Source organism: Massilia timonae (genome assembly GCF_001866515.1).
GTDB classification, from domain to species: domain Bacteria; phylum Pseudomonadota; class Gammaproteobacteria; order Burkholderiales; family Burkholderiaceae_D; genus Telluria; species Telluria timonae.
Genome location: NZ_JRYB01000001.1, coordinates 2,085,474 through 2,108,977 on the forward strand (window position 1 = coordinate 2,085,474; position 23,504 = coordinate 2,108,977).

Genomic DNA, 23,504 nt, shown 5'->3' on the forward strand with positions numbered 1-23,504 from the left:
GCTCGGCGCGCCTGATCGATAACGCAACGGGAATACGATGGACATCACCGCACACATGCACCAACTTGGCCGCCAGGCCAGGATCGCTTCGCGCGCCATGGCGCGCGCCGACACGGCCACCCGCAACCGCGCACTGGAGCTGATCGCGACCGCCATCGAGCGCGACGCCGGGCTGCTGCGCGCGGCGAACCAGAAAGACCTGGACGCCGCGCAGGCCGCCGGCCTGGCCCCGGCCCTGATGGACCGCCTGGCGCTGTCGGATGGCGCGATCGCCACCATGGTCGCCGGCCTGCGCCAGATCGCCACCTTGCCCGACCCGGTCGGCGAGATCTCGAACATGAAGGTGCGTCCGAGCGGCATCCAGGTCGGCCAGATGCGCGTGCCGCTGGGCGTGATCGGCATCATCTATGAAGCGCGCCCGAACGTGACGGTCGACGCGGCGGGCCTGTGCATCAAGAGCGGCAACGCCGCCATCCTGCGCGGCGGTTCGGAAGCGATCCACTGCAACCGCGCGCTGGCGACGCTCGTGGCCGAGGGCCTGGCGGGCGCCGGCCTGCCGCAAGATGCCGTGCAGGTGGTCGACACGACCGACCGCGCCGCCGTCGGCGCCCTGATCACGATGCCGGAATACGTCGACGTGATCGTCCCGCGCGGCGGCAAGGGCCTGATCGCGCGCTTGATGAAGGAAAGCACGGTGCCGATGATCAAGCACCTGGACGGCATCTGCCACGTCTACATTGACGACAAGGCCGACGTCGAGAAGGCGCTGGCGGTCGCGTTCAACGCCAAATGCCATCGCTACGGCACCTGCAACACGATGGAAACCCTGCTGGTCGCGCGCGGGATCGCCCCCACCGTGCTGCCGCGCCTGGCCGCGCTGTATGCGACGAAAGAGGTCGAGCTGCGCGCCGATGCCGAGTCGCGCGCGATCCTGGCCGGCTATCCGCACCTGGCCAACGCGAGCGAAGAGGACTGGAGCACCGAATACCTGGCGCCGATCCTGGCGGTGAAGGTGGTGGCCGATATGGATGAAGCGATCGACCACATCACCGCCTATTCGTCGAAGCACACCGAGGCCATCATCACCGAGGACTACACGAGCGCCATGCGCTTCCTGCGCGAAGTAGACTCGGCCTCGGTGATGGTGAACGCCTCGACCCGCTTCGCCGACGGCTTCGAGTACGGCCTGGGCGCCGAGATCGGCATCTCGAACGACAAGCTGCACGCGCGCGGACCCGTCGGGCTGGAAGGACTCACGTCGCTCAAGTACGTCGTGTTCGGGCACGGCGAAGTTCGTCAGTAATCAACAATAACAAGGAATCGCATGTACCTCTGGATCAAAGCCCTGCACATCGTCTTCATCGCCTCGTGGTTCGCCGGCCTGTTCTACCTGCCGCGCATCTTCGTGAACCTGGCCCAGGAAACCAACCCGGCGGCGCTCGAGCGCCTGCAGGGCATGGCGCGCCGCCTGTACCGCTTCACCACGATCCTGATGGTGCCGGCGCTGCTGCTCGGCCTGTGGCTGGCGATGATGATCGGCATGAAGCACGGCTGGCTGCACGCCAAGCTGGTGCTGGTGATCCTGGCGATCGGCTACCATCATGCCTGCGGCTCGATCCTCAAGAAATTCGAGCGCGGCGTGAACACGCGCAGCCATACGTGGTTCCGCTGGTTCAATGAAGTGCCGGTGGTCCTGCTGCTGGTGATCGTGATCCTGGCGACGGTCAAGCCGTTCTAACGACGCAGTTTTCAAGCAGTATCTTGGCAGTCCCGCGCAGCGACCCATCAGGGCGTTGCGCGTTTTGCGTCATCGGCCAAGGGCCCTGGCGCGTTATTCCTGAACAGTTTCATCAACGGACAAAGGGTTCCCCTCATGGCTTCCTATTTTTGCCCATGCCCGCGCGGCATGGAAGCGGCGCTGGCCGAAGAACTGGGCGAGATCGCCCAACTTTCCACCACCTTCAAGGTGCACAACCAGGTGCCGGGCGGCGTGCACTGCTCGGGCACGATGCAGGATGCCTGGCTGGTCAACCTGCATTCGCGCATCGCCTCGCGCGTGCTGATGCGCATGGGTCAACGCAGCTACAGCAACGAAAACGACATCTACGACCTGGTGCTCGAGCAGCCCTGGGAAGACTGGTTCGGCCCCGACCACACGATCCGCGTGGACGTCACCGCCGTCAAGTCGCCGCTCAAGAGCCTCGAATTCACCACGCTCAAGATCAAGGACGCGATCTGCGACCGCTTCCGCGACCAGTACAACAAGCGTCCCTCGGTCAACACGCGCGAGCCGGACATGCGCATCGTCGGCTTCCTCGATCAGCGCAACTTCATCATCTACCTCGACACCTCGGGCGAAGCGCTGTTCAAGCGCGGCTGGCGCGAAGAGACGGGCGACGCGCCGCTGCGCGAAAACCTGGCCGCGGGCCTGCTGCGCGTCTCGGGCTGGAAGCCGGGCGTGCCGCTGTTCGACCCGATGTGCGGCTCGGGCACGATCCTGGTCGAGGCGGCCCAGATGGTGCAGGGCATCCCGCCCGGCGCGCGCCGCCGCTTCGCCTTCGAGCAGTTCGCCGACCACGACCGCCAGGCCTGGGCCGCGATGAAGGCCGCGATCAAGCCCAATCCCTTGCCGAGCGAGCCGACCATCTTCGGCTCCGACATCTCGGGCGACATGGTCGCCATGACGCGCCATAACCTGAAGGTGGCCGGCATCCTGTTCGACGTGCCGCTCAAGCAGATCGAGGCCCAGCACGTGTCGGCGCCGACCGCGCAGCCGGGCATTCTGCTTACCAACCCGCCGTATGGCGAGCGGATCGGCGTGCGCGGCGACAGCACCATGCCGCAGGACGAGATGGCGCTGGGCTTCTACTCGGCCTTTTCCACCACGCTCAAGCAGCGCTTCGCCGGCTGGACCGCTTATCTGTTCACCGCCGATCTTGGCTTGCCCAAGATGCTGCGCCTGAAGGAATCGCGCAAGACGCCGTTCTTCAATGGCGCGCTCGAATGCCGCCTGTTCCGCTTCGACATGGTGGCCGGTTTCAACCGCCGCGAAGAAGCAAAACCAAAGCAGGACTGACCTGGACTGACGATGCTGCCGCCAACCGACCCGCCCGATCTTCCCAAGGACCCCGTCACCCCGGTTCCACTTCCCACTCCCCACAAGATCGCGATGCTGTCGGCCGGCGGCCTGGCGACCCTGCTGGCGGCCCTGTCGATGCTGGGGCCGTTCTCGATCGACGCCTATCTGCCGGCCTTCCCGCAGATCCAGGCCGAGCTGCGCGCCACCCCGCTCGAGGTGCAGCAGACCCTGACCGCCTACATGCTGGCCTTCGCCGGCATGGTGCTGTGGCATGGCGCGCTGTCGGACGCCTTCGGGCGCCGCAACGTGATCCTGGTGGCGCTGGTGGTGTTCGCGATCGGCACCTTCGGCTGCGCCTCGGCCTCCTCGGTGCATTACCTGTGGGTGTTCCGCATCATGCAGGGCGTGTCGGCGGGGGCCGGCGTGGTGGTGGGACGCGCCATCATCCGCGACCTGTATTCCGACACCGCGGCGGCGCGCCTGCTGTCGATGGTAACGATGATCTTCTCGATCGCGCCGGCCATCGCGCCAGTGGTGGGCGGCTGGATCGTGCTGTGGTTCGACTGGCGCGCGATCTTCCTGGCGCTGTGCATCTACACCGTGCTGCTCGGCTGGTTCTGCTGGAAGCACCTGCCCGAGACCATCCCCAGCACTCAGCGCCAGCCGTTCAACCCGCGCTTCCTGGCCAAGAGCTATGGCGCGATCTTCAGCTCCTTCCTGTTCCACATGAAGGCCGGCGTGACCGCCCTGAACTTCGGCGGCCTGTTCCTGTACATCGCGGCGGCGCCGGTCATGCTGCCCGAAAGCCTGGGCCTGGGACCGTCGCAGTTCGCCTGGCTGTTCGTGCCGACCGTGAGCGGGATCTTCCTCGGCTCGCTGATGGCCAACCGCCTGGCCGGCAGGATGGACTTCGCGCGCCAGATCCGCATCGGCTACTTCTTCATGCTGGGGGCGGTGACCTTCAATGTGACCTACCACGCCTTCCTGCCGCCGGCGCTGCCGTGGACGGTGGCGCCGATGTTCTTCTTCACCTTCGGCAGCTCGCTGATCGCGCCCGGCGCGACCCTGCTGGCGCTCGACCTGTTCCCGCACATCCGCGGCACCGTGGCCTCGTGCCAGTCCTTCGTCTCGACCCTGCTCGGCGCGGTAGTGGCCGGCGCGGTCGCCCCGGCGCTGTCGCACTCGGTGCTGGCGCTGGCCGTCGGCCAGATGTTCTTCGTGCTGGTCTCGCTGGCGTTCTGGGACACGGCGCGGCGCCACCGGAGAAAATTGCGGGCGCGGGGGGAACACGTTCCCTGAGCGCGAACCCGGCGAATGCCGGGTTTTTTTGTGCCTGAATTTTACGATTTTTTATGCAACAGTCGTATCGATGCAACAAGCATATGTCTCATTTCGCTCTGCCATACAGTTAGAGCCGGCCCTCGGCAAGAGTTACTACTGTAACTATTGTTCCTGATCAGAAATGTATATATGCTACGATACGCGTTTTTACATCTGGAGCAGAGGGCAAGTTACTCGCCTGTTCCATTGACTGAAGTGCTAGATGTTGTGGCAGGCCTCCCGCAAGGGCAACGCCACCAACCAACCTTCGACAAGTGGCGCCGTGCTAGAAAACATGCACCAATCCGACCAGGACATCCGCAATCGCTTGCTGATTGCGCGTCTGCCGGCCATGCCGCAGATTCTGGTCAAGCTGATCGAGCATCTGCAGGCCGACGACCTCGGCATGCCGGAGCTTGCCGCCCTGATCGCGAAGGATGCCGGCATGACCGGCAAGCTGCTGGCGGTCGCCAACAGCTCCGCCTACCACCGCCACTCGCGCAGCGCCGACCTCGAACAATCGCTGGTGGCACTCGGCACCGACATGATCAAGACCCTGGTCATCAGCGATTCGGTGTTCCAGACCTTCAACAGCTTCCCCCATTCGAACAGCACCGACCTGCGCGCGTTCTGGAAGCATTCGCTCAGCGCGGCGGTGCTGGCGCGCGACGTGGCGCGTGCGCTGGGTTACGCGCATCCCGAAGAAGCCTACCTGGCCGGCTTGCTGCACAACGTGGGCCGGCTGGCGCTGCTGGCCGCGGCGCCCAAGGAATACGGCTTCAACTTCACCGCGCGCGATGACGACGACCTGTGCGCGGTCGAGCAGCGCACCCTGCAGATCACCCACACCGAGGCCGGCGCCTGGCTGATCGAGCGCTGGCAGCTCGATTCCTTCCTGGCCGACGCGGTGCTGTACCACCACGAACCGAGCGAACGGCTCGAGTCCAGCCATCCCCTGATCCGCATCGTGCGCCTGGCGCACGTGCTGTCCCATCATGCGGACGATGCGACGATGGTGTTTGAAGCCAGCGCGCTGTGCGGCCTCGACGCCGGAGACGGGGCCCAGCTGGTGGAAAAGGCCGCGCGCCAGGTGGAGCAGGCCGCCGCCCACCTGGGCATCGACCTGGCGGGCGCCGACGACATCCCGAGCCCGCCGGCCTACGCGCCGCCAGCGCCCGTCGATCCGGTGCAACAGCGCCTGAACGAGGAAGTGCGCAATATGGTGCTGGTGTCCGAAGTCGGCCAGAGCCTGGCGCGCCAGCAGGGCGAGTCCAGCCTGCTGGACGCGATGACGCGCACCGCGCGCATCCTGTTCGATTTCGACAGCGCCGTGGTGCTGCTCGAGAACCCGACCGGCCAGCTGCTTGCCGGCGCGCCGACCTTCGGCGCGCAGCGCATCGCCGAGTTCACGCTGCCGCTGGCGAAAGGCGGCCCGGTCGCGCGCAGCGCGCTGGAACGCCGTCCGGCCTTCGTGCAGCGCGCGCGCCACCACGACCAGCTGGGCCTGGCCGAGGAACAGCTGCTGCGCATGCTGGGCACCGACAGCCTGGTGGTGGTGCCGCTGGTCGCCGGCCCGCGCTGCCTGGGCGTGCTGATCGGCGGCGTGCCGGGCTGGCAGCTGCCGCATTGCCAGCGCCGCGAGCGTTTCATGCAGGCCTTCGGCGCGCAGGCCGCCGCGGCGCTGGAGAACCTGCTGCTCGAGCGCGGCCACGCGCGGCGCCAGCTGGCCAGCGTGGCCGAGGAATTCCGCGACGCCTCGCGCCGCGTGATCCACGAAGTGAACAATCCGCTGGCGATCATCAAGAACTACCTCAGCGTCCTGGACGGCAAGCTGGCGCGCCAGGAGCCGGTGGGCGGCGAGCTGTCGATCCTGAGCGAAGAGATCGACCGCGTCGGCCAGCTGATCGGCAGCCTGGCCGACCAGCGCACGCCGGACGCTGCTCCGCGTCCGCTCGACGCGGCCAAGGTGGTGGACGACGTGCTGCGCCTGTTCCGCGGCAGCGGCTACGTGCCGGCAACGACCCAGGTCGTGGCGCGCATGGAAGGCGATGGCGCGATCGAGGGCGATCCCGACCTGCTCAAGCAGATCCTGGTCAACCTGGTCAAGAACGCGGTCGAAGCCCTGGGCTCGCGCCCGGCGGGGCGCATCGAGATCGTCAACCGCGGCCACGTGAACCGCGAGCGCCGGGTCTACCTGGAACTCGTCGTCAGCGACAACGGCCCGGGCCTGTCGCGCGAGGTGCTGGCCAACCTGTTCTCTCCGGTCAGGAGCGCCAAGGACGGCCTCGAGGCCGGCGCCAACCGCGGCCTTGGCCTGTCGATCGTCCACGGCCTGGTCAAGCAGCTGGACGGCCACATCGCCTGCCGCAGCGGCAGCGCCGGCACTTCCTTTGAAATCCTCCTGCCGGCGTGGTCCGGCGCCGGCGCGGCCCCCGCGCTCCCGGCGCGCGCCCTCGGTTCCGCTTGACCCTCACCATGCACGCGCATCCAGTCACCGCCACCATGCTTCCCGGCGAACCCGCTCCCTTCTCCCAGACCCTCGAGACCGACAGCCAGCCACGCCTGCTGCTGGTCGACGACGAGCCACGCCTGCTGTCCTCGCTGTACGAACTGCTGCAGGGACGCGGCTACCGCCTGGTCACCGCGCCGTCGGGGACCGAAGCCCTGGCCCAGCTGTCCCGCCAGCACTTCGACCTCGTCCTGCTCGACCTGCGCCTGCCCGACATCGGCGGCCACGAGATCATGGACTTCATCAACGAGAGGGGCATCGACGCCGACGTCATCGTGATGAGCGGCGAGATCGGCATCGACGCCGCGATCGGCGCGCTCAAGCGCGGCGCCTACAGCTACCTGCGCAAGCCCTACAGCCGCGAGGAGCTGCTCTCCACCGTGAGCAACGCGCTGCAGCGGCGGCGCCTGACGCTGGATAACGCGCGCATCGCGAACCAGCTCGAGAACTCCGAGAAGATGTACCGCTACCTGGTGGACTCGTCGCCGGACATCATCTATACGCTGAACCACGAGGGCCGCTTCACCTTCGTCAACGACCGCGCCTACCAGCTGCTCGGCTACACGCGCGAAGAGCTGATCGGCCAGCACTACTCGATCCTGGTGCACGAGGAAGACCTGGAGCGCGCGCGCTACGTGTTCAACGAGCGCCGCGTCGACGAGCGCGCCTCGCGCAACGTCGAGCTGCGCCTGAAGTGCCGCGGCGGCAATGGCCACGACCGCACCTTCAACACGACCCTGATGACGATCTCGCTCAACGCGATCGGCATGCACGTGCCGGACCAAGAAGTGAAGAAGCTCGAATTCTTCGGCACCTATGGCGTGGCGCGCGACATCACCGACCGCAAGCGCGCCGAAGAGGTCATCTCCTACCAGGCCTACCACGACATCCTGACCGACCTGCCGAACCGCATCCTGTTCAAGGACCGCCTGGGCCTGGCCGTGATCCAGGCCAAGCGCAAGCAGACCGAGCTCGCGGTGATGTTCATCGACCTGGACCGCTTCAAGCTGGTGAACGACACGCTGGGCCACGTGAAGGGCGACGAATTGCTGCAGCAGGCGGCCAGCCGCCTGAAGGAATGCCTGCGCAAGGGCGACACCCTGGCGCGCCAGGGCGGCGACGAGTTCACCATCGTGCTGCCCGAGCTGCGCGACCGCGACGACGCGCGCATGGTGGCGGATAAATTCCTGGAAGTGCTGCAGGACCCGTTCGACCTGGACGGCCACGAGGTGCACATCTCGGCCTCGATCGGCATCGCGATCTATCCGAAGGATGGCGAATCGATCGACGAGCTGCTGCGCCACGCCGACATCGCGATGTACCAGGTCAAGGCGCTGGGCAAGAACGGCCACAGCTTCTACCACGACTCGATGCTCGAAGTGTCGCACCAGAAGATCGCGCTGGAGCAGGCGCTGCGCCGTGCGCTCGAGCACGACGAGCTGGAGATGTTCTACCAGCCGCAGATCGACGCCATGACCGGCCGCATCACCGGCGCCGAAGCGCTGATGCGCTGGAACCACCCGACCCGCGGCCGCCTGTCGGCGGGCGAGTTCCTGCCGTTCGCCGAAGAGAACGGCCTGATGCTGCCGATCTCGGACTGGATGATCGGCGCCCTGTGCCGCGACATGCTGCAGTGGAATGCGATCGGCGGCAGCGAGATTCGCCTGTCGCTGAACCTGTCGCCGCAATACCTGGACCGCGGCGACTTTTTCGAGAAGATGCGTGGCGCGCTGGCGCGCTACGGCATCTCGCCGCAGCAGATCGAGGTCGAGATCACCGAGAACATCTGCATCCGCAATCCGCAGTACGCGATCGAGCAACTCAACAAGCTGTGCCAGTTGGGCGTGTCGATCGCGATCGACGACTTCGGCACCGGCTACTCGTCCTTGTCGTACCTGCACCGCTTCCCGATCCACACCGTCAAGATCGACCAGTCCTTCGTCAAGGAGATCCACCAGGAAGACGGCCACTATCCGGTCATCCTGGCGATCATCTCGATCGCGCGCGGCCTGGGCCTGAACCTGATCGCCGAAGGCGTCGAGACCGAGGAGCAGGCGCGCTACCTGCGCGCCAACGGCTGCCTGACGATGCAGGGCTACCTGTACTACCGTCCGATTTCGCTGCAGGACTTCATGGCCGCGCTGCGCACCCAGTCGGGCGCCAGCCTGCGTGCGGTGCAGGCCTGACCGACCATGCTCGACGCCCCGCTAGTCTCTCGCGATACGCCTGCGTATAGCGCCGAATTCCTGCGTGTGAAAGCGCAGGCCGAGCGCGGCAACGCCCAGGCCCAGCACAGCCTGGGCTTCATGTACGTGAGCGGCCAGGGCGTGCCGAAGAGCGACGAGTTGGCGGTGGCCTGGTACCGGATGGCGGCGGCGGCGGGCCTGGCGCAGGCCCAGTACAACCTCGGCGTGATGTTCCAGAAGGGCCAGGGCGTCGAGCAGGACTTCGGCCAGGCGGCCCACTGGTACGGGCGCGCGGCCGACCAGGGTTATGCGCCGGCCCAGTACAACCTGGGCTGGCTGTACGCGAAAGGCCATGGCGTGGCCAGCGACGTGGGCAGGGCGCTGCACTGGTTCAGCCAGGCGGCGGACCAGGGCGAGCCGGGCGCGCAGCACAACCTGGGCATGATGTTCGAGACCGGCAAGGGGGTGGCCCAGGACCAGGAAGCGGCGCTGCGCTGGTACCGGCGCGCCGCCGAGCAGGGCTATGTGCGCTCGCAGTACAACCTGGGGCTGCGCTACGACGCCGGCCAGGGCGTGGCGCGCGACGCGCGCGAGGCGCTGGCCTGGATGCGCAAGGCGGCGGAGCAGGGCCATGCGCCGGCCCAGTTCAACCTCGGCCTGCGCTACGACAAGGGCCAGGACGTCGAGCAGGACAGCCGGCAGGCGATCCTGTGGTACGGCCGCGCCGGCGAGCAGGGACATGCCAGCTCGCAGTTCAATCTCGCCCTGATTTATGACACCGGCCACGGCGTCGCGCGCGACGAGGCGCTGGCCCTGGCGTGGTACCGGCGCGCCGCGGAACAAGGCCATGCCGGCGCCCAGAACAGCCTCGGCATGCGCCATGAACATGGACAGGGTGTGGCGGTCGACGCGGCGCAGGCGGTCGCCTGGTACCGGCGTGCGGCCGAGCAGGGGCTGCCGGCGGCCCAGTACCACCTGGGACAGTTGCTCGACGCCGGCAACGGGGTCGAGCAGGATCCGGCCCAGGCGACCGACTGGTATCGCAAGGCGGCCGAGCAGGGCCACCTGCGGGCCCAGTTCGACCTGGGCCTGCGCTATGAGAGCGGCAACGGCGTCGAACGGGACAGCGCGCAGGCGCTGGCCTGGTACCGGCGCGCGGCCGGCCAGGATTACGCGCCGGCCCAGTACATGGTCGGCGCGCTGCTCGACCGGCTGGAAACCGGCGACCCGGCCGAGGCGACCGACTGGTTCCACAAGGCGGCCGACCAGAAGCACGCGCTGGCGCAGTTCGAGCTGGGGCTGCGCTACGACTGCGGCAAGGGCGTGGATCGCGACTACGAGGCGGCCCATTTCTGGTACCTGTGCGCCGCGCGCCAGGGCCATGCGCGGGCCCAGTTCAATCTCGGCGTGATGTATGCCACCGGGCAGGGCGCCCAGCGCGACCTGGTCGAGGCCTATGCCTGGCTGCACCGGGCCGGCGGCGCCGGCGTGGCGCCGGCCAGCACCTACCTGGCGAAGCTCGCGGGCCGGATGGAAGCGCAACAGTTGTCCCAGGCCGAGCGCCTGATTGCTGGTTGACGTCCCGCATTTGAACCGTCGGCGGGCGCAGATGCCTGCGCCAGCGCACCGTGCGCGACTGCACGCGGCGTTATACTGTATGTCCATACAGTCACGCGCGCGCGATGGAACTCAACGACAAGCTCGAAATCCTGGCCGACGCGGCCAAGTACGACGCATCCTGCGCCAGCAGCGGTGCGCCCAAGCGCGGCTCCGAGGGCAAGGACGGCCTGGGCGCCACCACCGGCATGGGCATCTGCCACAGCTATACGCCTGACGGACGCTGCGTCTCGCTGCTCAAGATCCTGCTCACCAATTTCTGCATCTACGACTGCCAGTACTGCATCAACCGGCGCACCTCGAACGTGCCGCGGGCGCGCTTCGCGGTCGACGAGGTGGTCAAGCTGACCCAGGATTTTTACCTGCGCAACTACATCGACGGCCTGTTCCTCAGTTCGGGCATCATCCAGTCGGCCGACTACACGATGGAGCAGCTGGTGGCGGTCGCGCGCCAGTTGCGCGAGGTGCACCAGTTCCGCGGCTACATCCACCTCAAGACCATTCCCGACGCCGATCCATTGCTGATACAGGAAGCCGGCCGCTGGGCCGACCGCCTGTCGGTGAACATCGAGCTGCCGACCCACGACAGCGTGACCCGCCTCGCGCCCGAAAAAAGCGTCCACACGATCAAGCTGGCGATGGGCTCGATCCGGCGCAAGCTGGACGAAAAAGCCGAAGAACCGAAGGCGCCTGCCTTCGCGCCGGCCGGCCAGAGCACGCAGATGATCGTCGGCGCCGACGCCAGCGACGACCACACCATCCTGAACACGGCCGAGACGCTATACGGCAGCTACAAGCTCAAGCGCGTGTATTACTCGGCCTTCAGCCCGATCCCGCACAGCCCCGGCAGCGTGCCGCTGGCGCCGCCGCCGCTGCTGCGCGAGCACCGCCTGTACCAGGCCGACTTTTTATTGCGCGGCTACGGCTTCACGGCCGGAGAACTGATGCCGCAAACGGGCAACCTGGCGCTGGACGTCGACCCCAAGCTGGCCTGGGCCCTGGCCAATCGCGAGCACTTCCCGATGGACCTGAACCGGGTGGACGCGTCGCTGATCCCGCGCATTCCCGGCATTGGCCTGCGCAACGCCAAGCGCATCGTCGAGCTGCGCCGCCTGCGCCGCATCCGCTGGGAAGATTTATCTCGCCTGCGCTGCAGCCTCAAGAAGCTGGCGCCCTTCGTCGTCACCGCCGACTACAAGCCGGCGCAAGGCGCGACCAGCTCCGAGCTGCTGCGCAAGCACATGGCCGATGCGCCGCAGCAGATGAACCTGTGGCCCGAATTGCAGGCGGCATGAACCTGGACGCCAGCGCGAATGCCAGCGCCGCCGCCCTCGCCGCGACCGCGGTGGCGAGCGTGCACGCGGGGCGGCCGCTGCTGGTGGACGGCTTCACCGCATGGCGCGCGGTGGCGCGCGAACTGCTGCGCACCGGCGTGCCGCCCGAGGCGGTGACCTGGGGCGCGCCGGGCGCCGACCTGTTCTCGGGTGCGCCGGCTTGCCAGGCAGCTGCGCATAATGAAGGCGACCTCCTGTCTCCGGCCAAACCGCAAGCGGCCGAACAGGAGCCTTCCAATGCAACGGCGCCAAGGCCGCATGTCCCTCGCTCCCTGATGGAGATGCTGCAGACCGCCGCCTGCTACCGCGATCACGACCGCTGGGCCTTCCTGTATCGGGTGATCTGGCGCTGGCAACAGGGCGAGCACGACGTGCAATCGCCCGCCGATCCGGACGGGCAGCGGCTGCACGCGATGGTCAAGGCGGTGCGGCGCGAGGTACACGATATGCACGCCTACATCCGATTCCGCGAACGGCCGATCGAGGCCGGCGCGCCCCATTTCGTGGCCTGGTTCGAACCGAGCCACGACGTCTTGCCGCAGGTGGCCGAGCATTTTGTGGCGCGCATGGGCAAGGTGAGCTGGATGATCGCCACGCCCGACGCCAGCGTGCTGTGGGACGGCGCCACCCTGCACCATACCGGCCCGCTGATGTCGAGCGCCGCCGACCTTGACGATGCGGGCGAGGCGCTGTGGCTGACCTATTACCGCAGCATCTTCAACCCGGCGCGCCTGAACACGCAGGTGATGAACAGCCATATCCCGTCGCGCTTCTGGAAGAACCTGCCGGAAGGCGCGCTGGTGCCGTCGCTGGTGAGCCAGGCCGGCCTCGGCGCCCGCCGCATCGGCCAGGTCGAGGCGGTAGGGCGGCGCAGCGGTCGTACGATCCCGATCGAAGCCGACCAGGCGCAGCCCGAGCGGCAGCAGCCGTCGAAGCTGGACGAGTGCCGGCGCTGCGACCTGTGGGAACACGCGACCCAGGCGGTCGGCGGCGAAGGGCCGAAGCACGCGCAGATCATGCTCGTCGGCGAGCAGCCGGGCGACCAGGAAGACCTGGCCGGCCAACCCTTCGTCGGCCCGGCCGGCAAGCTGCTCGACCGCGTGTTCGAGCACGCCGGCGTGGAGCGCAAGGGCGTCTACATCACCAACGCCGTCAAGCATTTCAAGTGGGAGCCGCGCGGCAAGCGGCGCCTGCACAAGACGCCGGCGCAGAAGGAGATCGAGGCCTGCCATTACTGGCTCGAGAAAGAGATCGCCACCCGCAAGCCCAAGGTCATCGTGGCGATGGGCGCGACCGCGCTCAAGTCGGTGCTGCAGGCGGGTAGCGCGACGCTCAAGGACAAGCTGGGACGGCCCATACGCCATGGCGACAGCTGGGTGGTGACGATCTACCATCCGTCGTACGTGCTGCGCGTGCCGGACGAGGCGTCCAAGCACGAGGCGTTTTCGGTGATGGTCACGGGCTTGAAGCTGGCGCAGGAATTATTGGACCGGCCAGATGTGCCGGAGCCGCCGGAAGGCTGACGTATGCATGATATGCGTCGTTCATGTAATTGAAACAGCCGTGTTACAGCGGCTTCGCCGACGCTGCCATTGGCGTAAGATCTGGCGATTCCCATCACCGGATCATTTCATGAGCAAACTCGCCGTACCTGCTTTCTGCATATGCATGCTGGCCGCTCCCGCCTGGGCGCAATCGGAAGATGCGACCGTTCCGGCGCAGGCCGCCGTCGATGTGCTTGAGACCGCCGCCGAACCGGCGCCGGAGCAGATCCACGTCGTGGCCCAGCGCCCCGGACCGGGCATGTGGAAGGTAACGAAGGGCGAGCACGTCTTGTGGGTGTTCGGCATGTACGGGCCGGTGCCGAAGAACATGCAGTGGCGCTCGCAGCAGGTCGAAAACGTCATCATGAATTCGCAGGAATACCTGTCGGCGCCAAGCGTCTCGGCCAACCCGGGTTTCTTCAGGGGGATCACGCTGCTGCCAAGCTTCATCGGCATGCGCAAGAATCCGGATGGCGCAACCTTGCGCGACGTGATGCCGGCGGAAGAGTATGCGCGCTGGACCACGCTCAAGTCCAAGTACTTGCCCGAGAACGACGACGTCGAGCGCGAGCGCCCGATCTTCGCGGCGGAGGTGTTGTCGAACGCCGCGCGCAAGCAGGCGGGCCTGGTCGACAGCTACGCGGTGCGCAAGCCGCTGCTGGGCCTGGTCAAGAAGGCGAAGCTGAAGGAGACCTCGTCGACCTTCCAGCTGCCGATGGACAATGCGCGCACGGTGCTGAAAAACTTCAAGAAGTCGACCCTGGGCGACGCCGCCTGCCTGGCGCGCACGATGGCCACGCTGGAGCAGGACATCGATGCCGCCAGCCAGCGCGCCAATGCCTGGGCCAGGGGCGATATGGGTGAAATGCGCAAGCTGGATTTCGCCAGCCGCGAAGAGGCCTGTTTCGGAGCCTTGATGAACAGCGCGGCATTCGATGCCGAGCCCGAATTCAAGCATATGAGGACGCGTGCGAACGAAAAATGGATCGCTTCGGCCGAGAAGGCGCTCGCGGCTAATGCCTCGACCTTCGCCGTGCTGAAAATCGAGGATATCTTCGACCCGCAAGGGGTCATCTCGGCGCTGGCGGCGAAAGGATATGCGGTCGAGCAGCCGGATTGATCCGGGGCAGGCACGGGAGGGGCGGAAAATTGTCAAACCGTCCCAAACGCGCGTAGAATGCTGGCAACGCGGGTGTAGTTCAATGGTAGAACGGCAGCTTCCCAAGCTTCATACGAGGGTTCGATTCCCTTCACCCGCTCCAGTCAAATGACCGCTTCAGCCATCAGTCCGGACGTCGGCCTTGCCGGTCAGAGAATCAGTTCGCTCGCTGCGCAACAAGCCGCTTTCGGAACAGCACTGACGGCAGCGCCATCTCATCTTTAGACGCAGTATCCTGTTGATTCCTGCACTCAGCCATGCGAGGGACAAGGATGATACTGGACTCACCTTCACGCCGCCGCCTGCTGCAATCGATGCTCGCCGCATCCGGCAGCCTGGCGCTACCATCGCTGTACGCCGCGCCAGCCCCAGCGCCGCTGCTCACCCGCCCGATTCCCTCGTCCGGCGAGCAGATCCCGGTCATCGGCCTGGGCAGCTGGATCACCTTCAACGTCGGCCGCGACCCGCAGGCGCGTGCAGAATGCGCCGACGTGATGCGCCAGTTCTTTGCAGGCGGCGGCAGGTTGATCGACTCGTCGCCGATGTACGGCTCGGCCCAGGACGTGATCGGCGAAGCGATACAGGCCATCAAGCCGCAGCGCCTGTTCTCGGCCGACAAGGTGTGGATCAGCGGCGGCGCGCGTGGCGTGCAGCAGATCGAGACCTCGCGCAAGCTGTGGCGCGTGCCGCGCTTCGACCTGCTGCAGGTGCATAACCTGCTGTCGTGGGAAGAACACCTCAAGACCCTGCTGGCAATGAAGAAGGAAGGGCGGCTGCGCTATGTCGGCATCACGACGTCCGAAGGCCGGCGCCATGGCGAGATCGAAAAGATCATGGCCTCGCAACCCATCGACTTCGTTCAGGTCTCGTACAACGCCCTTGACCGTGAGGTGGAGCAGCGCATCCTGCCGCTGGCGCGTGAGCGCCGCATCGGCGTCATCGTCAACCGGCCGTTCCGCCAGGGTGACTTGACCCAAACGCTGGCCGGCAAGCCGCTGCCCGGCTGGGCCGCGGACATCGGCTGCACCACCTGGGCCCAGGCGCTGCTGAAGTTCATCGTGTCCCACCCCGCCGTCACCTGCGCGATCCCTGCCACCTCGAGTGTCGTCCACGTGCGCGAGAACCTGCTGGCCGGCACCGGCCGCATGCCCGACGAGGCCCTGCGCAAGCGCATCGCCCAGGATGCCGAAAGGCTGGCATGAGCGAGTGGTGGACTTATACGCTGTCGGACTTTTTGATGTTCTCGCAACGCAGCTACTACCGGCTCATCGCCCTGTACAACGAGGCGGTCTGGCCCGCGCACCTGCTGGCGCTGGCGGCCGGTCTGATCGTCATCGGCTGCATCGCGCGCCCTGGCGTCCACACACACCGCATCGCGCTGCTGGTGCTGGCCGTGGCCTGGGGCTGGGTGGGTTGGGCCTATCACCTGGAACGCCATGCGGACATCAACACCGCCGGCCCCTGGTTCGCGCTCGCCTTCGGCGTGCAGGCCGTGATGTTGTGCTTCATGGCGCTGCGTCCGCGCGCGACGACGCCGGCCGGCATGCAGAAACAGGTGGCGCTCGGCCTGACCGGCCTGGCGGTGATCGCGTATCCGCTGCTGGCGCCGGGTAGCGGCCGTGGCTGGAGCGAAGCCGAGGTATTCGGCATCGCGCCCGATCCGACCGCGATCGCGACGCTGGGCGTGCTGCTGGCCTGTCGTGCGCACCCGATTGCCTGGCTGATCCCGCTGGCGTGGTGCGCAGTGAGTGGGGCGACCCTGATGGAATTGGGCGTTGGTTACGCCTGGTTGCTGCCGACGTTCGCCATCCTTGCGGTTGCCGCCGGGTTGCTCTTCAGGCGCTCACCCCAGGCGCATTGGCACGGCCAGGACAAGTAGAGGCCGACCGATCGGCCCTCAGTTCGACAACAAATTGCCCGACCTGAACGAATCCGCCCCCGCCACCTTACACACGTGCATGCCACGCAGCAGGTGCCGATGCGCCGTGCTGGCGAACAGCAGTCCAGGGCGGCTGGCCGCCACCGGCGTGACCTGGCCGCTGACCGGATTGACGATGTCCGCGATCGGCTCGCCCGCCGCCACCTGATCGCCCAGCTTCTTGCGAAAGACCAGCACGCCCGCATGCGGCGCCGTCAACGGTTCGACCGCATCCAGCGGCGTCGGGCCGCATTGCGCCGGGGGCAGGGCGCTAGTGGGGATATCGAGCACGCCCTGGTGCGCCAGGTATTGCAGGATGGCCTCGGCATCCTGTTGCGCGTAGTCGTAGTTCACGTCGTTCTCGCCGCGCAACTCGACGGTGACGGCGGCGCAGGCGGGCGGGATGGCGGCGTCGATGAAATGGTCGGCCAGGTCCCACCACAGCCGGCTGCAGGCTTCGTCGAAGGCTTCGCCGCCCGATTCCTTGGCCACCAGCAGCACGCGTGCGCCCATCAGGTCGGCCAGCGGCTGCACCACCTCGACCAGCGGCGTGCCGGTGTACATGTGCAGCACCGCCTCGTTATCGCAGTGCAGGTCGAGCACGATGTCGGCGTCGATCGCCATCGTCAACAAGGTCTTCTTGAGCGTCGCGGCATTGTCCGGCGGCTCCCAGGCGGCGACCTCGCGCCGCGCATGCTCGCGGATCAGGGCGACGTTGGCCGCGGCGTCCGCGCCCAGCCGGCCTTCGAGCGCGCTCTTGAGCGCATCGGCGGCGTGGCGGTAGGCGCGATTGAAGTTGGTGCCGGTGGACAGGTCGTAGCGGCCGAACGGCGCGCCATGCACGACTTGCGACAATCCGAGCGGATTGGCGGCCGGGACCAGGATGACCTCGCCCTTGATCCGGCCCTCGGCATCGAGCTTTTCCAGCTGCCCGCGCAGCACGTGGGCCACCAGCATCGCCGGCACTTCGTCGGCATGGATCGCGGCCTGGATGTACACCTTCTTGCCGCTGCCGGGGGCGCCGTAGTGGAAGGACGTCAGGTGCAGGGTGGCGACGTTGTCGTCGATGGCGATCGGGTGTTTCGTCGAGTGCATGGCAAAGGGCTCCGGCGTTGCTGGGGGAAGACAATGATTATGCTTGATTCCGCCTTGCCGCCACGCACGGCCGATGGCAGGGGCGGCTGCGCTATAATGACAGCCGTTTTTTCCGCATATTCCACTCCCCATGTCTTCTGAAAAGCCCACCAGTGGTCCGGCACGGTCCATGCTGTACGATCCCACCGAACACCGCATCCGCAGTTTCGTCACGCGCGCAGGACGGCTGTCGACCGCGCAGGCGCGGGCCTTCGAGGAGCAGGGCCCCAAGTTCCTGATCGAGTACAAGAAAGAGCCGCTCGACCTCGAGCAGGCCTTCGGCCGCAAGGCGCCCGTCGTCCTCGAAATCGGCTTCGGCATGGGCGACACCACGGCCCACATCGCGAAACTGATGCCCGAGAAGGACTTCCTGGGCGTCGAGGTGCACACGCCGGGCGTGGGCAGCCTGCTCAAGCAGATCGGCGAGCAGGATATCGCCAACCTGCGCCTGGTCCAGCACGACGTGTTCGAGGTGCTGAACCACATGATTCCTGACGGCGCGCTGCACGGCGTGCACGTGTTCTTCCCCGATCCATGGCACAAGGCGCGCCACAACAAGCGCCGCCTGATCCAGCCGGCCTTCGTCAAGCTGCTGTGCCAGAAGATCGCGCCGGGCGGCTACCTGCACCTGGCGACCGACTGGGAAGACTATGCGGTGCAGATGCTCGAGGTGTTGAGCGCCGAGCCGGAGCTGGTCAATACCGCCGAGGGCTATGCGCCGCAGCCTGCATACCGTCCGCTGACCAAGTTCGAGAACCGCGGCATCAAGCTGGGCCACGGGGTGTGGGACCTGGTCTTCACGCGCAAGTAAGTGCCTATCCGGGGGCGAATCGTCGTTCGCTCCCCCGTCTTCGTCGTTCATCACCACTTGCTGTTCCGGGCTGCCGGAAGTTCCTAGACTGGACTTGTTGATATACATTAACGAGCACAGAGGAGAACGGCATGTGGAAGCGCATCGAACAATGGAACCGTGAGGTGGAAGCGGAGCAGCTCGCGGTGCTGCGCGACCCCTCGCTGGTGGAGCAGGTGCCGGCCGGCTGCCGCCGTTTCTTCGCCCGCAAGCTGGCCGAGATGTCGCCCGCCGAACGCGAATCCCTGTACCGGTTTTCCAGCACCGTCAGCACCTCGGCAGCCCTGCTGGCGCTGCTCAAGCTGTGCGTCCTGCTGTCGGTGCTCGGTTTCCTGATCAATCTGGCCTTCCTGCCGTCGAAACCATGGTGGCAAACGGTCATCGCCGCCAATGCGATCGGGATCGCGGTGGCCATGTCGCTGATGGGCGTCTGGTTCAACTACGGGAAAGTCGTGCGCGCCAAGGGCAGGGCGCTGGTCACGATCGTCGGCCTCGGCCTGGTGGGCGGGCTGTTCGGCGGATTGACCGCCATGTTCGAGACGGGCACGCATTGGTCGGTCCTGCTCGACAAGCTGCCCAGGATCGTCGTCACCGTGACACTCGTCGTGACCGCGCTGGTGGCGATACCGACCATCGTGGTCGCCGTGCTGCGCAATCGCCACTATCAGATCCAGGCCGAGCAGCTCAAACGCGATGCCGAACAGGAGCGCCTTGCGCGCGAACTGAGCGAAACCCAGCTGCGCCTGCTGCGCGCCCAGATCGAGCCGCACTTCCTGTTCAACACCCTCGGGGCGGTGCAGCAGCTGGCCGAGCAGGGGGCGCCGCGGGCCGCCGAACTCACCTCGCACCTGATCGACTTCCTGCGCGGCAGCATGAGCGATATGCGTTGCGAGCAAGTGGCGCTGGCGACCGAATTCGGCCTGGTCGGCTCCTACCTGCGGGTGATGCAGATCCGGATGGGCGAGCGCCTGCGCTACACGGTCGATGTGCCCGATGCATTGGCCGCCACCCGGATTCCCAGCATGCTGGTGCTGACCCTGGCCGAGAACGCGATCAAGCACGGCATCGAGCCGTCCCTGCACGGCGGCGAGATCGCGGTCACGGCCCATGACGACGGCGGAACGATCCGCATCCGGGTGCGCGACAGCGGCGTCGGCATGAGCGACACCCCGGGCGCCGGCGCCGGCCTGGAAAACGTGCGCCACCGCCTGCGCCTGGCCTACGGCGAGGGCGCCTGCCTGCTGCTTTCCGAAGCCGAGCCCGGCCTGCTGGCCGAGATCGCCATCCCCTGCAAGGAGCAAGCATGAGCGCCACCGTGCTGGTCGCCGAAGACGAACCGTTGATGCGCGAGCGCCTGCTCGGCCTCTTGGCCACGGCCTGGCCCGAGGCCAGTATCGTAGCGGTTGCCGAGAATGGCCTGGATGCCTGGGACGCTTGGCTCGAACACGAGCCGCAGGTCGTTTTCCTGGACATCCGCATGCCCGGCATGTCGGGGCTGGAAGTGGCCGAACGCATCGGCCGCCGCTCGCACGTGGTGTTCGTCACCGCCTATGACCAGTATGCGGTCGACGCCTTCGACGCCGGCGCGGTCGACTACCTGCTCAAGCCGATCCAGCCGGGGCGCCTGGACAAGGCCTTGACGCGCCTGCGCGAAAAACTGGATGTCCGCCCGGACGATGTCAGCAAGGTCATCCAGCAGGTGAAGGACGCGTCGCCCGAGCCGAAGCGCGAAAAGCTGAAATGGCTGAAAGCCAGCGTCGGCAAGCAGATCCGCCTGATCGACGTCGAGGAAGTGCTGTTCTTCCAGGCCGACACCAAGTACACGCGGGTGGTGCTGCCTGACTCCGAGGCGCTGGTGCGCATCCCGCTGAAGGACCTGGTGGGAGGGCTCGACCCAGGGCTGTTCTGGCAGATCCACCGCGGCACGCTGGTGAATGTGAACGCGATCAAGGCGGCCGAGCGCGTCGACGCCGAACGCATGCAGGTGCTGCTGCGCGGCAGCAGCGAGGTGCTCCCGGTCAGCCGCAGCTTTACTTACCTGTTCCGGGAGTGAACCTGGTCAGCTCATCTCGTTGATGATCGCGACGATCTCGTCGCCGTACGAGACGAGCTTCTTCTCGCCGACGCCCGACACGCCGCGCAGCTGGTCGATCGAGGTCGGCTTGACCTTGGCGATCTCGCGCAGCGTCGCGTCCTGGAACACGACATAGGCCGGCACGCCGTGTTCGCGCGCGGTGCCCATGCGCCACGAGCGCAGGCGGTCGAAGATCGCCTGTTCGTCGCGCGACAACTCGGTTTCTTCGTAGCTCGAGCGCGAGGTGGACGGGCGCTTGGCCTTGACCGGCTTGGCGTACTGGCGCAGCTGCACCTTCTGCTCGCCCTTGAGCACCGGCCGCGCGGCGTCGGTGAGCTTGAGCGAACTGAAGGCGTCGTGGTCGACCGTCACCAGGCCGAGGGCGATCGCCTGGCGCAGGATGGCGCGCCATTCCTGCTCGGAGCGGTCGGCGCCGACGCCATACACGGTGAGCTTGTCGTGGTGCCACTGGCTGATGCGTTCGGTCTGCGCGCCGCGCAGCACGTCGATCACGTGGCCGCCGGCGAAGCGCTGGTCGACCCGGTAGATGGCCGACAGCAGCTTCTGCACCGGCACCGTGCCGTCGAAGCTGACCGGCGGCACCAGGCAGGTGTCGCAGTTGCCGCAGGGGCCGGAGCGCTCGCCGAAGTAGTCGAGCAGGCGCATGCGCCGGCAGCTGAGCGTTTCGCACAGCCCGAGCATGGCGTCGAGCTTCATCGACAGCACGCGCTTGAAGGTTTCGTCGGCCTCGGATTCGTCGATCATGCGGCGCTGCAGGACGACGTCCTGCAGGCCATAGGCCATCCAGGCGCTGGCCGGCTGGCCGTCGCGGCCGGCGCGGCCCGTTTCCTGGTAATAGCCCTCGATGCTCTTGGGCAGGTCGAGGTGGCAGACAAAACGCACGTCGGGTTTGTCGATGCCCATGCCGAAGGCGATGGTGGCGACCATGACGATGTTTTCTTCGCGCAGGAATCTAGCCTGGTTGGCGGCGCGCACCGTGTGCTCCATGCCGGCGTGATAGGCCATGGCGCGGATGCCGTGCTCGTTCAGGAAGTCCGCCGTCTCCTCGACCTTCTTGCGCGACAGGCAATAGACGATGCCGGAATCCTGCGGGTGCTCGCTCGTGATGAAATCGATCAGCTGCTTGCGGCCGGTGGTCTTCTCGACGATCGAGTAGCGGATGTTGGGGCGGTCGAACGACGAGACGAACTGGCGCGCGTCTTCCAGTTGCAGGCGGTGCGCGATCTCGGCCCGGGTCTGCTGGTCGGCGGTCGCGGTGAGCGCGATGCGCGGCACGTTGGGAAAGCGCTCGTGCAGGATCGACAGGCGGATGTACTCGGGGCGGAAGTCATGGCCCCATTGCGAGACGCAGTGCGCCTCGTCGATGGCGAACAGCGAGATGCGCGAGGCCTCGAACAGCTCGAGGCAGCGCGGCGTCATCAGTCGTTCGGGCGCCACGTAGACGAGGTCGATCTCGCCGCTGCGCACCAGGCGCTCGATGCGCAGGGTCTCTTCGAACGTTTGCGTCGAGTTGAGGAAGGCGGCGCGCACCCCGACTTCTTCGAGCGCATCGACCTGGTCTTGCATCAGCGCGATGAGCGGGGAGACGACGACGCCGACGCCGTCGCGCAGCAGGGCGGGGATCTGGTAGCACAGCGACTTGCCGCCGCCGGTCGGCATCAGGACCAGCGCGTCGCCGCCGCTGGCCACGTGCTCGACGATCTCTCCCTGCTGCCCGCGGAAGGCGGGATAGCCGAAGACCGTCTCCAGCACGTGGAGAGCGCGCGCGCCGAGGTCGGCGCCGATATCGGGATTCATACTGTCTGTTTCAGTGTTTTGGACGAAGGTAAGGCTGGTAGTTTACTCCGACCAGTTGACCAAGCCAAAGTGAGCGGTCACCAGCACCAGGATACCGAATACGATACGGTACCAGGCGAAGATCGTGAAGTCGTGCGTGCTGATGTAGCGCAGCAGCCAGCGCACGCACAGGAAGGCCGCGATGAAGGCCGAGACGAAGCCGAGGCCGAACAGCGGGAAGTCGGCCATCGACAGTGCCTCGCGTTCCTTGACCACAGAATACACCGTAGCGCCGAGCATCGTCGGCATGGCAAGAAAGAACGAGAACTCGGTGGCCGCCTTGCGCGACAGGCCGAACAGCATGCCGCCGATGATGGTCGAGCCCGAACGGCTGGTGCCGGGGATCAGGGCGAAGGACTGGGCGAAGCCGACCTTCAGGGCGTCGAGCGCCGTCATCTCGTCGACGCTCTCGACCCGCGCCGGCGCGTTGCGCTGGCGTTGGCGCCGTTCCACCCACAGGATGATGACGCCGCCCACGACCAGGGCGATCGCCACCGGCACCGGGTGGAACAGCAGTTCGGTGATCGTGGCGCTGAACAGCACGCCGGCAACGGCGGCCGGCAGGAAGGCGATCGCGACGTTGCGCGCGAAGCGCTGCTGGAGCGGATCCGAGCCCAGCCCGGAAAACAGGCGCATGACGCGCTCGCGGTATTCCCAGACGACGGCCAGCACGGCGCCCAGCTGGATCACGATCTTGAATACCGTTTCTCTGACGCCTGTGAAATTGAGCAACTCGCCCGCAAGAATCAGGTGACCGGTGGAAGAAATCGGAAGAAATTCGGTGAAGCCCTCGACCAGGCCCATGATGATCGCCTTGATGGCGAGCGCAATATCCATGAATTGTATTGGTGTGGAAGTGATCTGGGGACGGGCCGCACAGGCAGGCCGGCTCGGGCTCGAAGCTTACCATGAGCCGGGCCGCC

At 66.6% G+C, this 23,504-nt stretch carries 18 protein-coding genes and 1 tRNA gene; 16 read left to right on the forward strand and 3 right to left on the reverse strand.

All coding sequences use genetic code 11. The annotated features are described in order from the left end of the window. The first annotated feature begins 37 nt into the window (after positions 1 to 37). From LO55_RS09015 to LO55_RS09075, 13 genes are all read left to right on the forward strand, one after another. Complete coding sequence (locus LO55_RS09015; protein WP_071361205.1) at positions 38 to 1,303, forward strand: glutamate-5-semialdehyde dehydrogenase; 1,266 nt, start codon at positions 38 to 40, stop codon at positions 1,301 to 1,303. 21 nt (positions 1,304 to 1,324) lie between these two features. Beyond that, entirely contained in the window at positions 1,325 to 1,738 is a 414-nt protein-coding gene (locus LO55_RS09020; RefSeq protein ID WP_071361206.1) for a CopD family protein, read from the forward strand. Between the two features lie 135 nt (positions 1,739 to 1,873). Beyond that, a complete protein-coding gene (locus tag LO55_RS09025) occupies positions 1,874 to 3,076 on the forward strand; it encodes a THUMP domain-containing class I SAM-dependent RNA methyltransferase (RefSeq protein WP_441293275.1) in 1,203 nt (400 codons plus the stop codon). 12 nt (positions 3,077 to 3,088) lie between these two features. Beyond that, the gene (locus LO55_RS09030) at positions 3,089 to 4,378 is read left to right on the forward strand and encodes a multidrug effflux MFS transporter (protein ID WP_071361208.1); all 1,290 of its coding nucleotides are present in this window, start codon (positions 3,089 to 3,091) and stop codon (positions 4,376 to 4,378) included. 316 nt (positions 4,379 to 4,694) lie between these two features. Beyond that, the gene (locus LO55_RS09035) at positions 4,695 to 6,866 is read left to right on the forward strand and encodes an HDOD domain-containing protein (protein WP_071363729.1); all 2,172 of its coding nucleotides are present in this window, start codon (positions 4,695 to 4,697) and stop codon (positions 6,864 to 6,866) included. Between the two features lie 35 nt (positions 6,867 to 6,901). Further along, positions 6,902 to 9,094 (forward strand): putative bifunctional diguanylate cyclase/phosphodiesterase, encoded by a 2,193-nt coding sequence (locus LO55_RS09040; protein WP_071363730.1) that lies wholly within the window; start codon positions 6,902 to 6,904, stop codon positions 9,092 to 9,094. A 6-nt stretch (positions 9,095 to 9,100) separates the two neighbouring features. Further along, positions 9,101 to 10,672, forward strand: a complete 1,572-nt coding sequence (locus LO55_RS09045; protein ID WP_071361209.1) for a tetratricopeptide repeat protein — start codon at positions 9,101 to 9,103, stop codon at positions 10,670 to 10,672. Between the two features lie 104 nt (positions 10,673 to 10,776). Then, positions 10,777 to 12,006 carry a putative DNA modification/repair radical SAM protein gene (locus LO55_RS09050; RefSeq protein WP_005664860.1) on the forward strand — a complete coding sequence of 410 codons (1,230 nt, stop codon included), beginning with the start codon at positions 10,777 to 10,779 and terminating at the stop codon, positions 12,004 to 12,006. Beyond that, a complete protein-coding gene (locus LO55_RS09055; protein ID WP_083415265.1) occupies positions 12,003 to 13,568 on the forward strand; it encodes a UdgX family uracil-DNA binding protein in 1,566 nt (521 codons plus the stop codon). The genes LO55_RS09050 and LO55_RS09055 overlap by 4 nt, the downstream gene beginning before the upstream one ends. A 109-nt stretch (positions 13,569 to 13,677) precedes the next feature. After that, positions 13,678 to 14,709 carry a TraB/GumN family protein gene (locus LO55_RS09060; protein ID WP_071361210.1) on the forward strand — a complete coding sequence of 344 codons (1,032 nt, stop codon included), beginning with the start codon at positions 13,678 to 13,680 and terminating at the stop codon, positions 14,707 to 14,709. Positions 14,710 to 14,777: 68 nt separating this feature from the next. Next, positions 14,778 to 14,851: transfer RNA gene (locus LO55_RS09065), tRNA-Gly, on the forward strand. A gap of 169 nt (positions 14,852 to 15,020) precedes the next feature. Beyond that, the gene (locus tag LO55_RS09070) at positions 15,021 to 15,950 is read left to right on the forward strand and encodes an aldo/keto reductase (RefSeq protein WP_083415266.1); all 930 of its coding nucleotides are present in this window, start codon (positions 15,021 to 15,023) and stop codon (positions 15,948 to 15,950) included. Then, positions 15,947 to 16,627, forward strand: coding sequence for a DUF6064 family protein (locus tag LO55_RS09075; protein ID WP_071361212.1), 681 nt, complete (start codon positions 15,947 to 15,949; stop codon positions 16,625 to 16,627). The genes LO55_RS09070 and LO55_RS09075 overlap by 4 nt, the downstream gene beginning before the upstream one ends. Before the next feature lie 18 nt (positions 16,628 to 16,645). Here LO55_RS09075 and LO55_RS09080 read toward each other — a convergent pair whose 3' ends face one another. Continuing rightward, the gene (locus LO55_RS09080) at positions 16,646 to 17,761 is read right to left on the reverse strand and encodes a succinylglutamate desuccinylase/aspartoacylase family protein (RefSeq protein ID WP_071361213.1); all 1,116 of its coding nucleotides are present in this window, start codon (positions 17,759 to 17,761) and stop codon (positions 16,646 to 16,648) included. Positions 17,762 to 17,930: 169 nt separating this feature from the next. Between LO55_RS09080 and trmB the strand changes: the two genes are divergently transcribed. The 3 genes from trmB (at position 17,931) to LO55_RS09095 (ending at position 20,703) form a co-directional block, all read left to right on the forward strand. Further along, complete coding sequence (trmB, locus tag LO55_RS09085) at positions 17,931 to 18,611, forward strand: tRNA (guanosine(46)-N7)-methyltransferase TrmB (RefSeq protein ID WP_071361214.1); 681 nt, start codon at positions 17,931 to 17,933, stop codon at positions 18,609 to 18,611. A 131-nt stretch (positions 18,612 to 18,742) separates the two neighbouring features. Further along, complete coding sequence (locus tag LO55_RS09090) at positions 18,743 to 19,957, forward strand: sensor histidine kinase (protein WP_071361215.1); 1,215 nt, start codon at positions 18,743 to 18,745, stop codon at positions 19,955 to 19,957. Continuing rightward, a complete protein-coding gene (locus LO55_RS09095) occupies positions 19,954 to 20,703 on the forward strand; it encodes a LytR/AlgR family response regulator transcription factor (protein ID WP_071361216.1) in 750 nt (249 codons plus the stop codon). The genes LO55_RS09090 and LO55_RS09095 overlap by 4 nt, the downstream gene beginning before the upstream one ends. 6 nt (positions 20,704 to 20,709) lie before the next feature. Here the strand turns inward: LO55_RS09095 and recQ are convergent, their stop codons facing one another. Together recQ and LO55_RS09105 are read right to left on the reverse strand one after the other, a co-directional pair. After that, positions 20,710 to 22,542, reverse strand: coding sequence for a DNA helicase RecQ (recQ, locus tag LO55_RS09100; protein WP_071361217.1), 1,833 nt, complete (start codon positions 22,540 to 22,542; stop codon positions 20,710 to 20,712). Positions 22,543 to 22,584: 42 nt separating this feature from the next. Then, positions 22,585 to 23,418, reverse strand: a complete 834-nt coding sequence (locus LO55_RS09105) for an undecaprenyl-diphosphate phosphatase (RefSeq protein WP_071361218.1) — start codon at positions 23,416 to 23,418, stop codon at positions 22,585 to 22,587. Between the last annotated feature and the right edge of the window lie 86 nt (positions 23,419 to 23,504).

Coding starts and splice junctions, on each gene's coding strand:
- LO55_RS09025 (WP_441293275.1), top strand. CDS start 1,874: ATGGCTTCCTATTTTTGCCCATGCCCGCGCGGCATGGAAGCGGCGCTG.
- LO55_RS09055 (WP_083415265.1), top strand. CDS start 12,003: ATGAACCTGGACGCCAGCGCGAATGCCAGCGCCGCCGCCCTCGCCGCG.
- LO55_RS09045 (WP_071361209.1), top strand. CDS start 9,101: ATGCTCGACGCCCCGCTAGTCTCTCGCGATACGCCTGCGTATAGCGCC.
- LO55_RS09035 (WP_071363729.1), top strand. CDS start 4,695: ATGCACCAATCCGACCAGGACATCCGCAATCGCTTGCTGATTGCGCGT.
- LO55_RS09090 (WP_071361215.1), top strand. CDS start 18,743: ATGTGGAAGCGCATCGAACAATGGAACCGTGAGGTGGAAGCGGAGCAG.
- LO55_RS09015 (WP_071361205.1), top strand. CDS start 38: ATGGACATCACCGCACACATGCACCAACTTGGCCGCCAGGCCAGGATC.
- trmB (WP_071361214.1), top strand. CDS start 17,931: ATGCTGTACGATCCCACCGAACACCGCATCCGCAGTTTCGTCACGCGC.
- LO55_RS09070 (WP_083415266.1), top strand. CDS start 15,021: ATGATACTGGACTCACCTTCACGCCGCCGCCTGCTGCAATCGATGCTC.
- LO55_RS09095 (WP_071361216.1), top strand. CDS start 19,954: ATGAGCGCCACCGTGCTGGTCGCCGAAGACGAACCGTTGATGCGCGAG.
- LO55_RS09050 (WP_005664860.1), top strand. CDS start 10,777: ATGGAACTCAACGACAAGCTCGAAATCCTGGCCGACGCGGCCAAGTAC.
- LO55_RS09105 (WP_071361218.1), bottom strand. CDS start 23,418: ATGGATATTGCGCTCGCCATCAAGGCGATCATCATGGGCCTGGTCGAG.
- LO55_RS09030 (WP_071361208.1), top strand. CDS start 3,089: ATGCTGCCGCCAACCGACCCGCCCGATCTTCCCAAGGACCCCGTCACC.
- LO55_RS09075 (WP_071361212.1), top strand. CDS start 15,947: ATGAGCGAGTGGTGGACTTATACGCTGTCGGACTTTTTGATGTTCTCG.
- recQ (WP_071361217.1), bottom strand. CDS start 22,542: ATGAATCCCGATATCGGCGCCGACCTCGGCGCGCGCGCTCTCCACGTG.
- LO55_RS09060 (WP_071361210.1), top strand. CDS start 13,678: ATGAGCAAACTCGCCGTACCTGCTTTCTGCATATGCATGCTGGCCGCT.
- LO55_RS09020 (WP_071361206.1), top strand. CDS start 1,325: ATGTACCTCTGGATCAAAGCCCTGCACATCGTCTTCATCGCCTCGTGG.
- LO55_RS09080 (WP_071361213.1), bottom strand. CDS start 17,761: ATGCACTCGACGAAACACCCGATCGCCATCGACGACAACGTCGCCACC.
- LO55_RS09040 (WP_071363730.1), top strand. CDS start 6,902: ATGCTTCCCGGCGAACCCGCTCCCTTCTCCCAGACCCTCGAGACCGAC.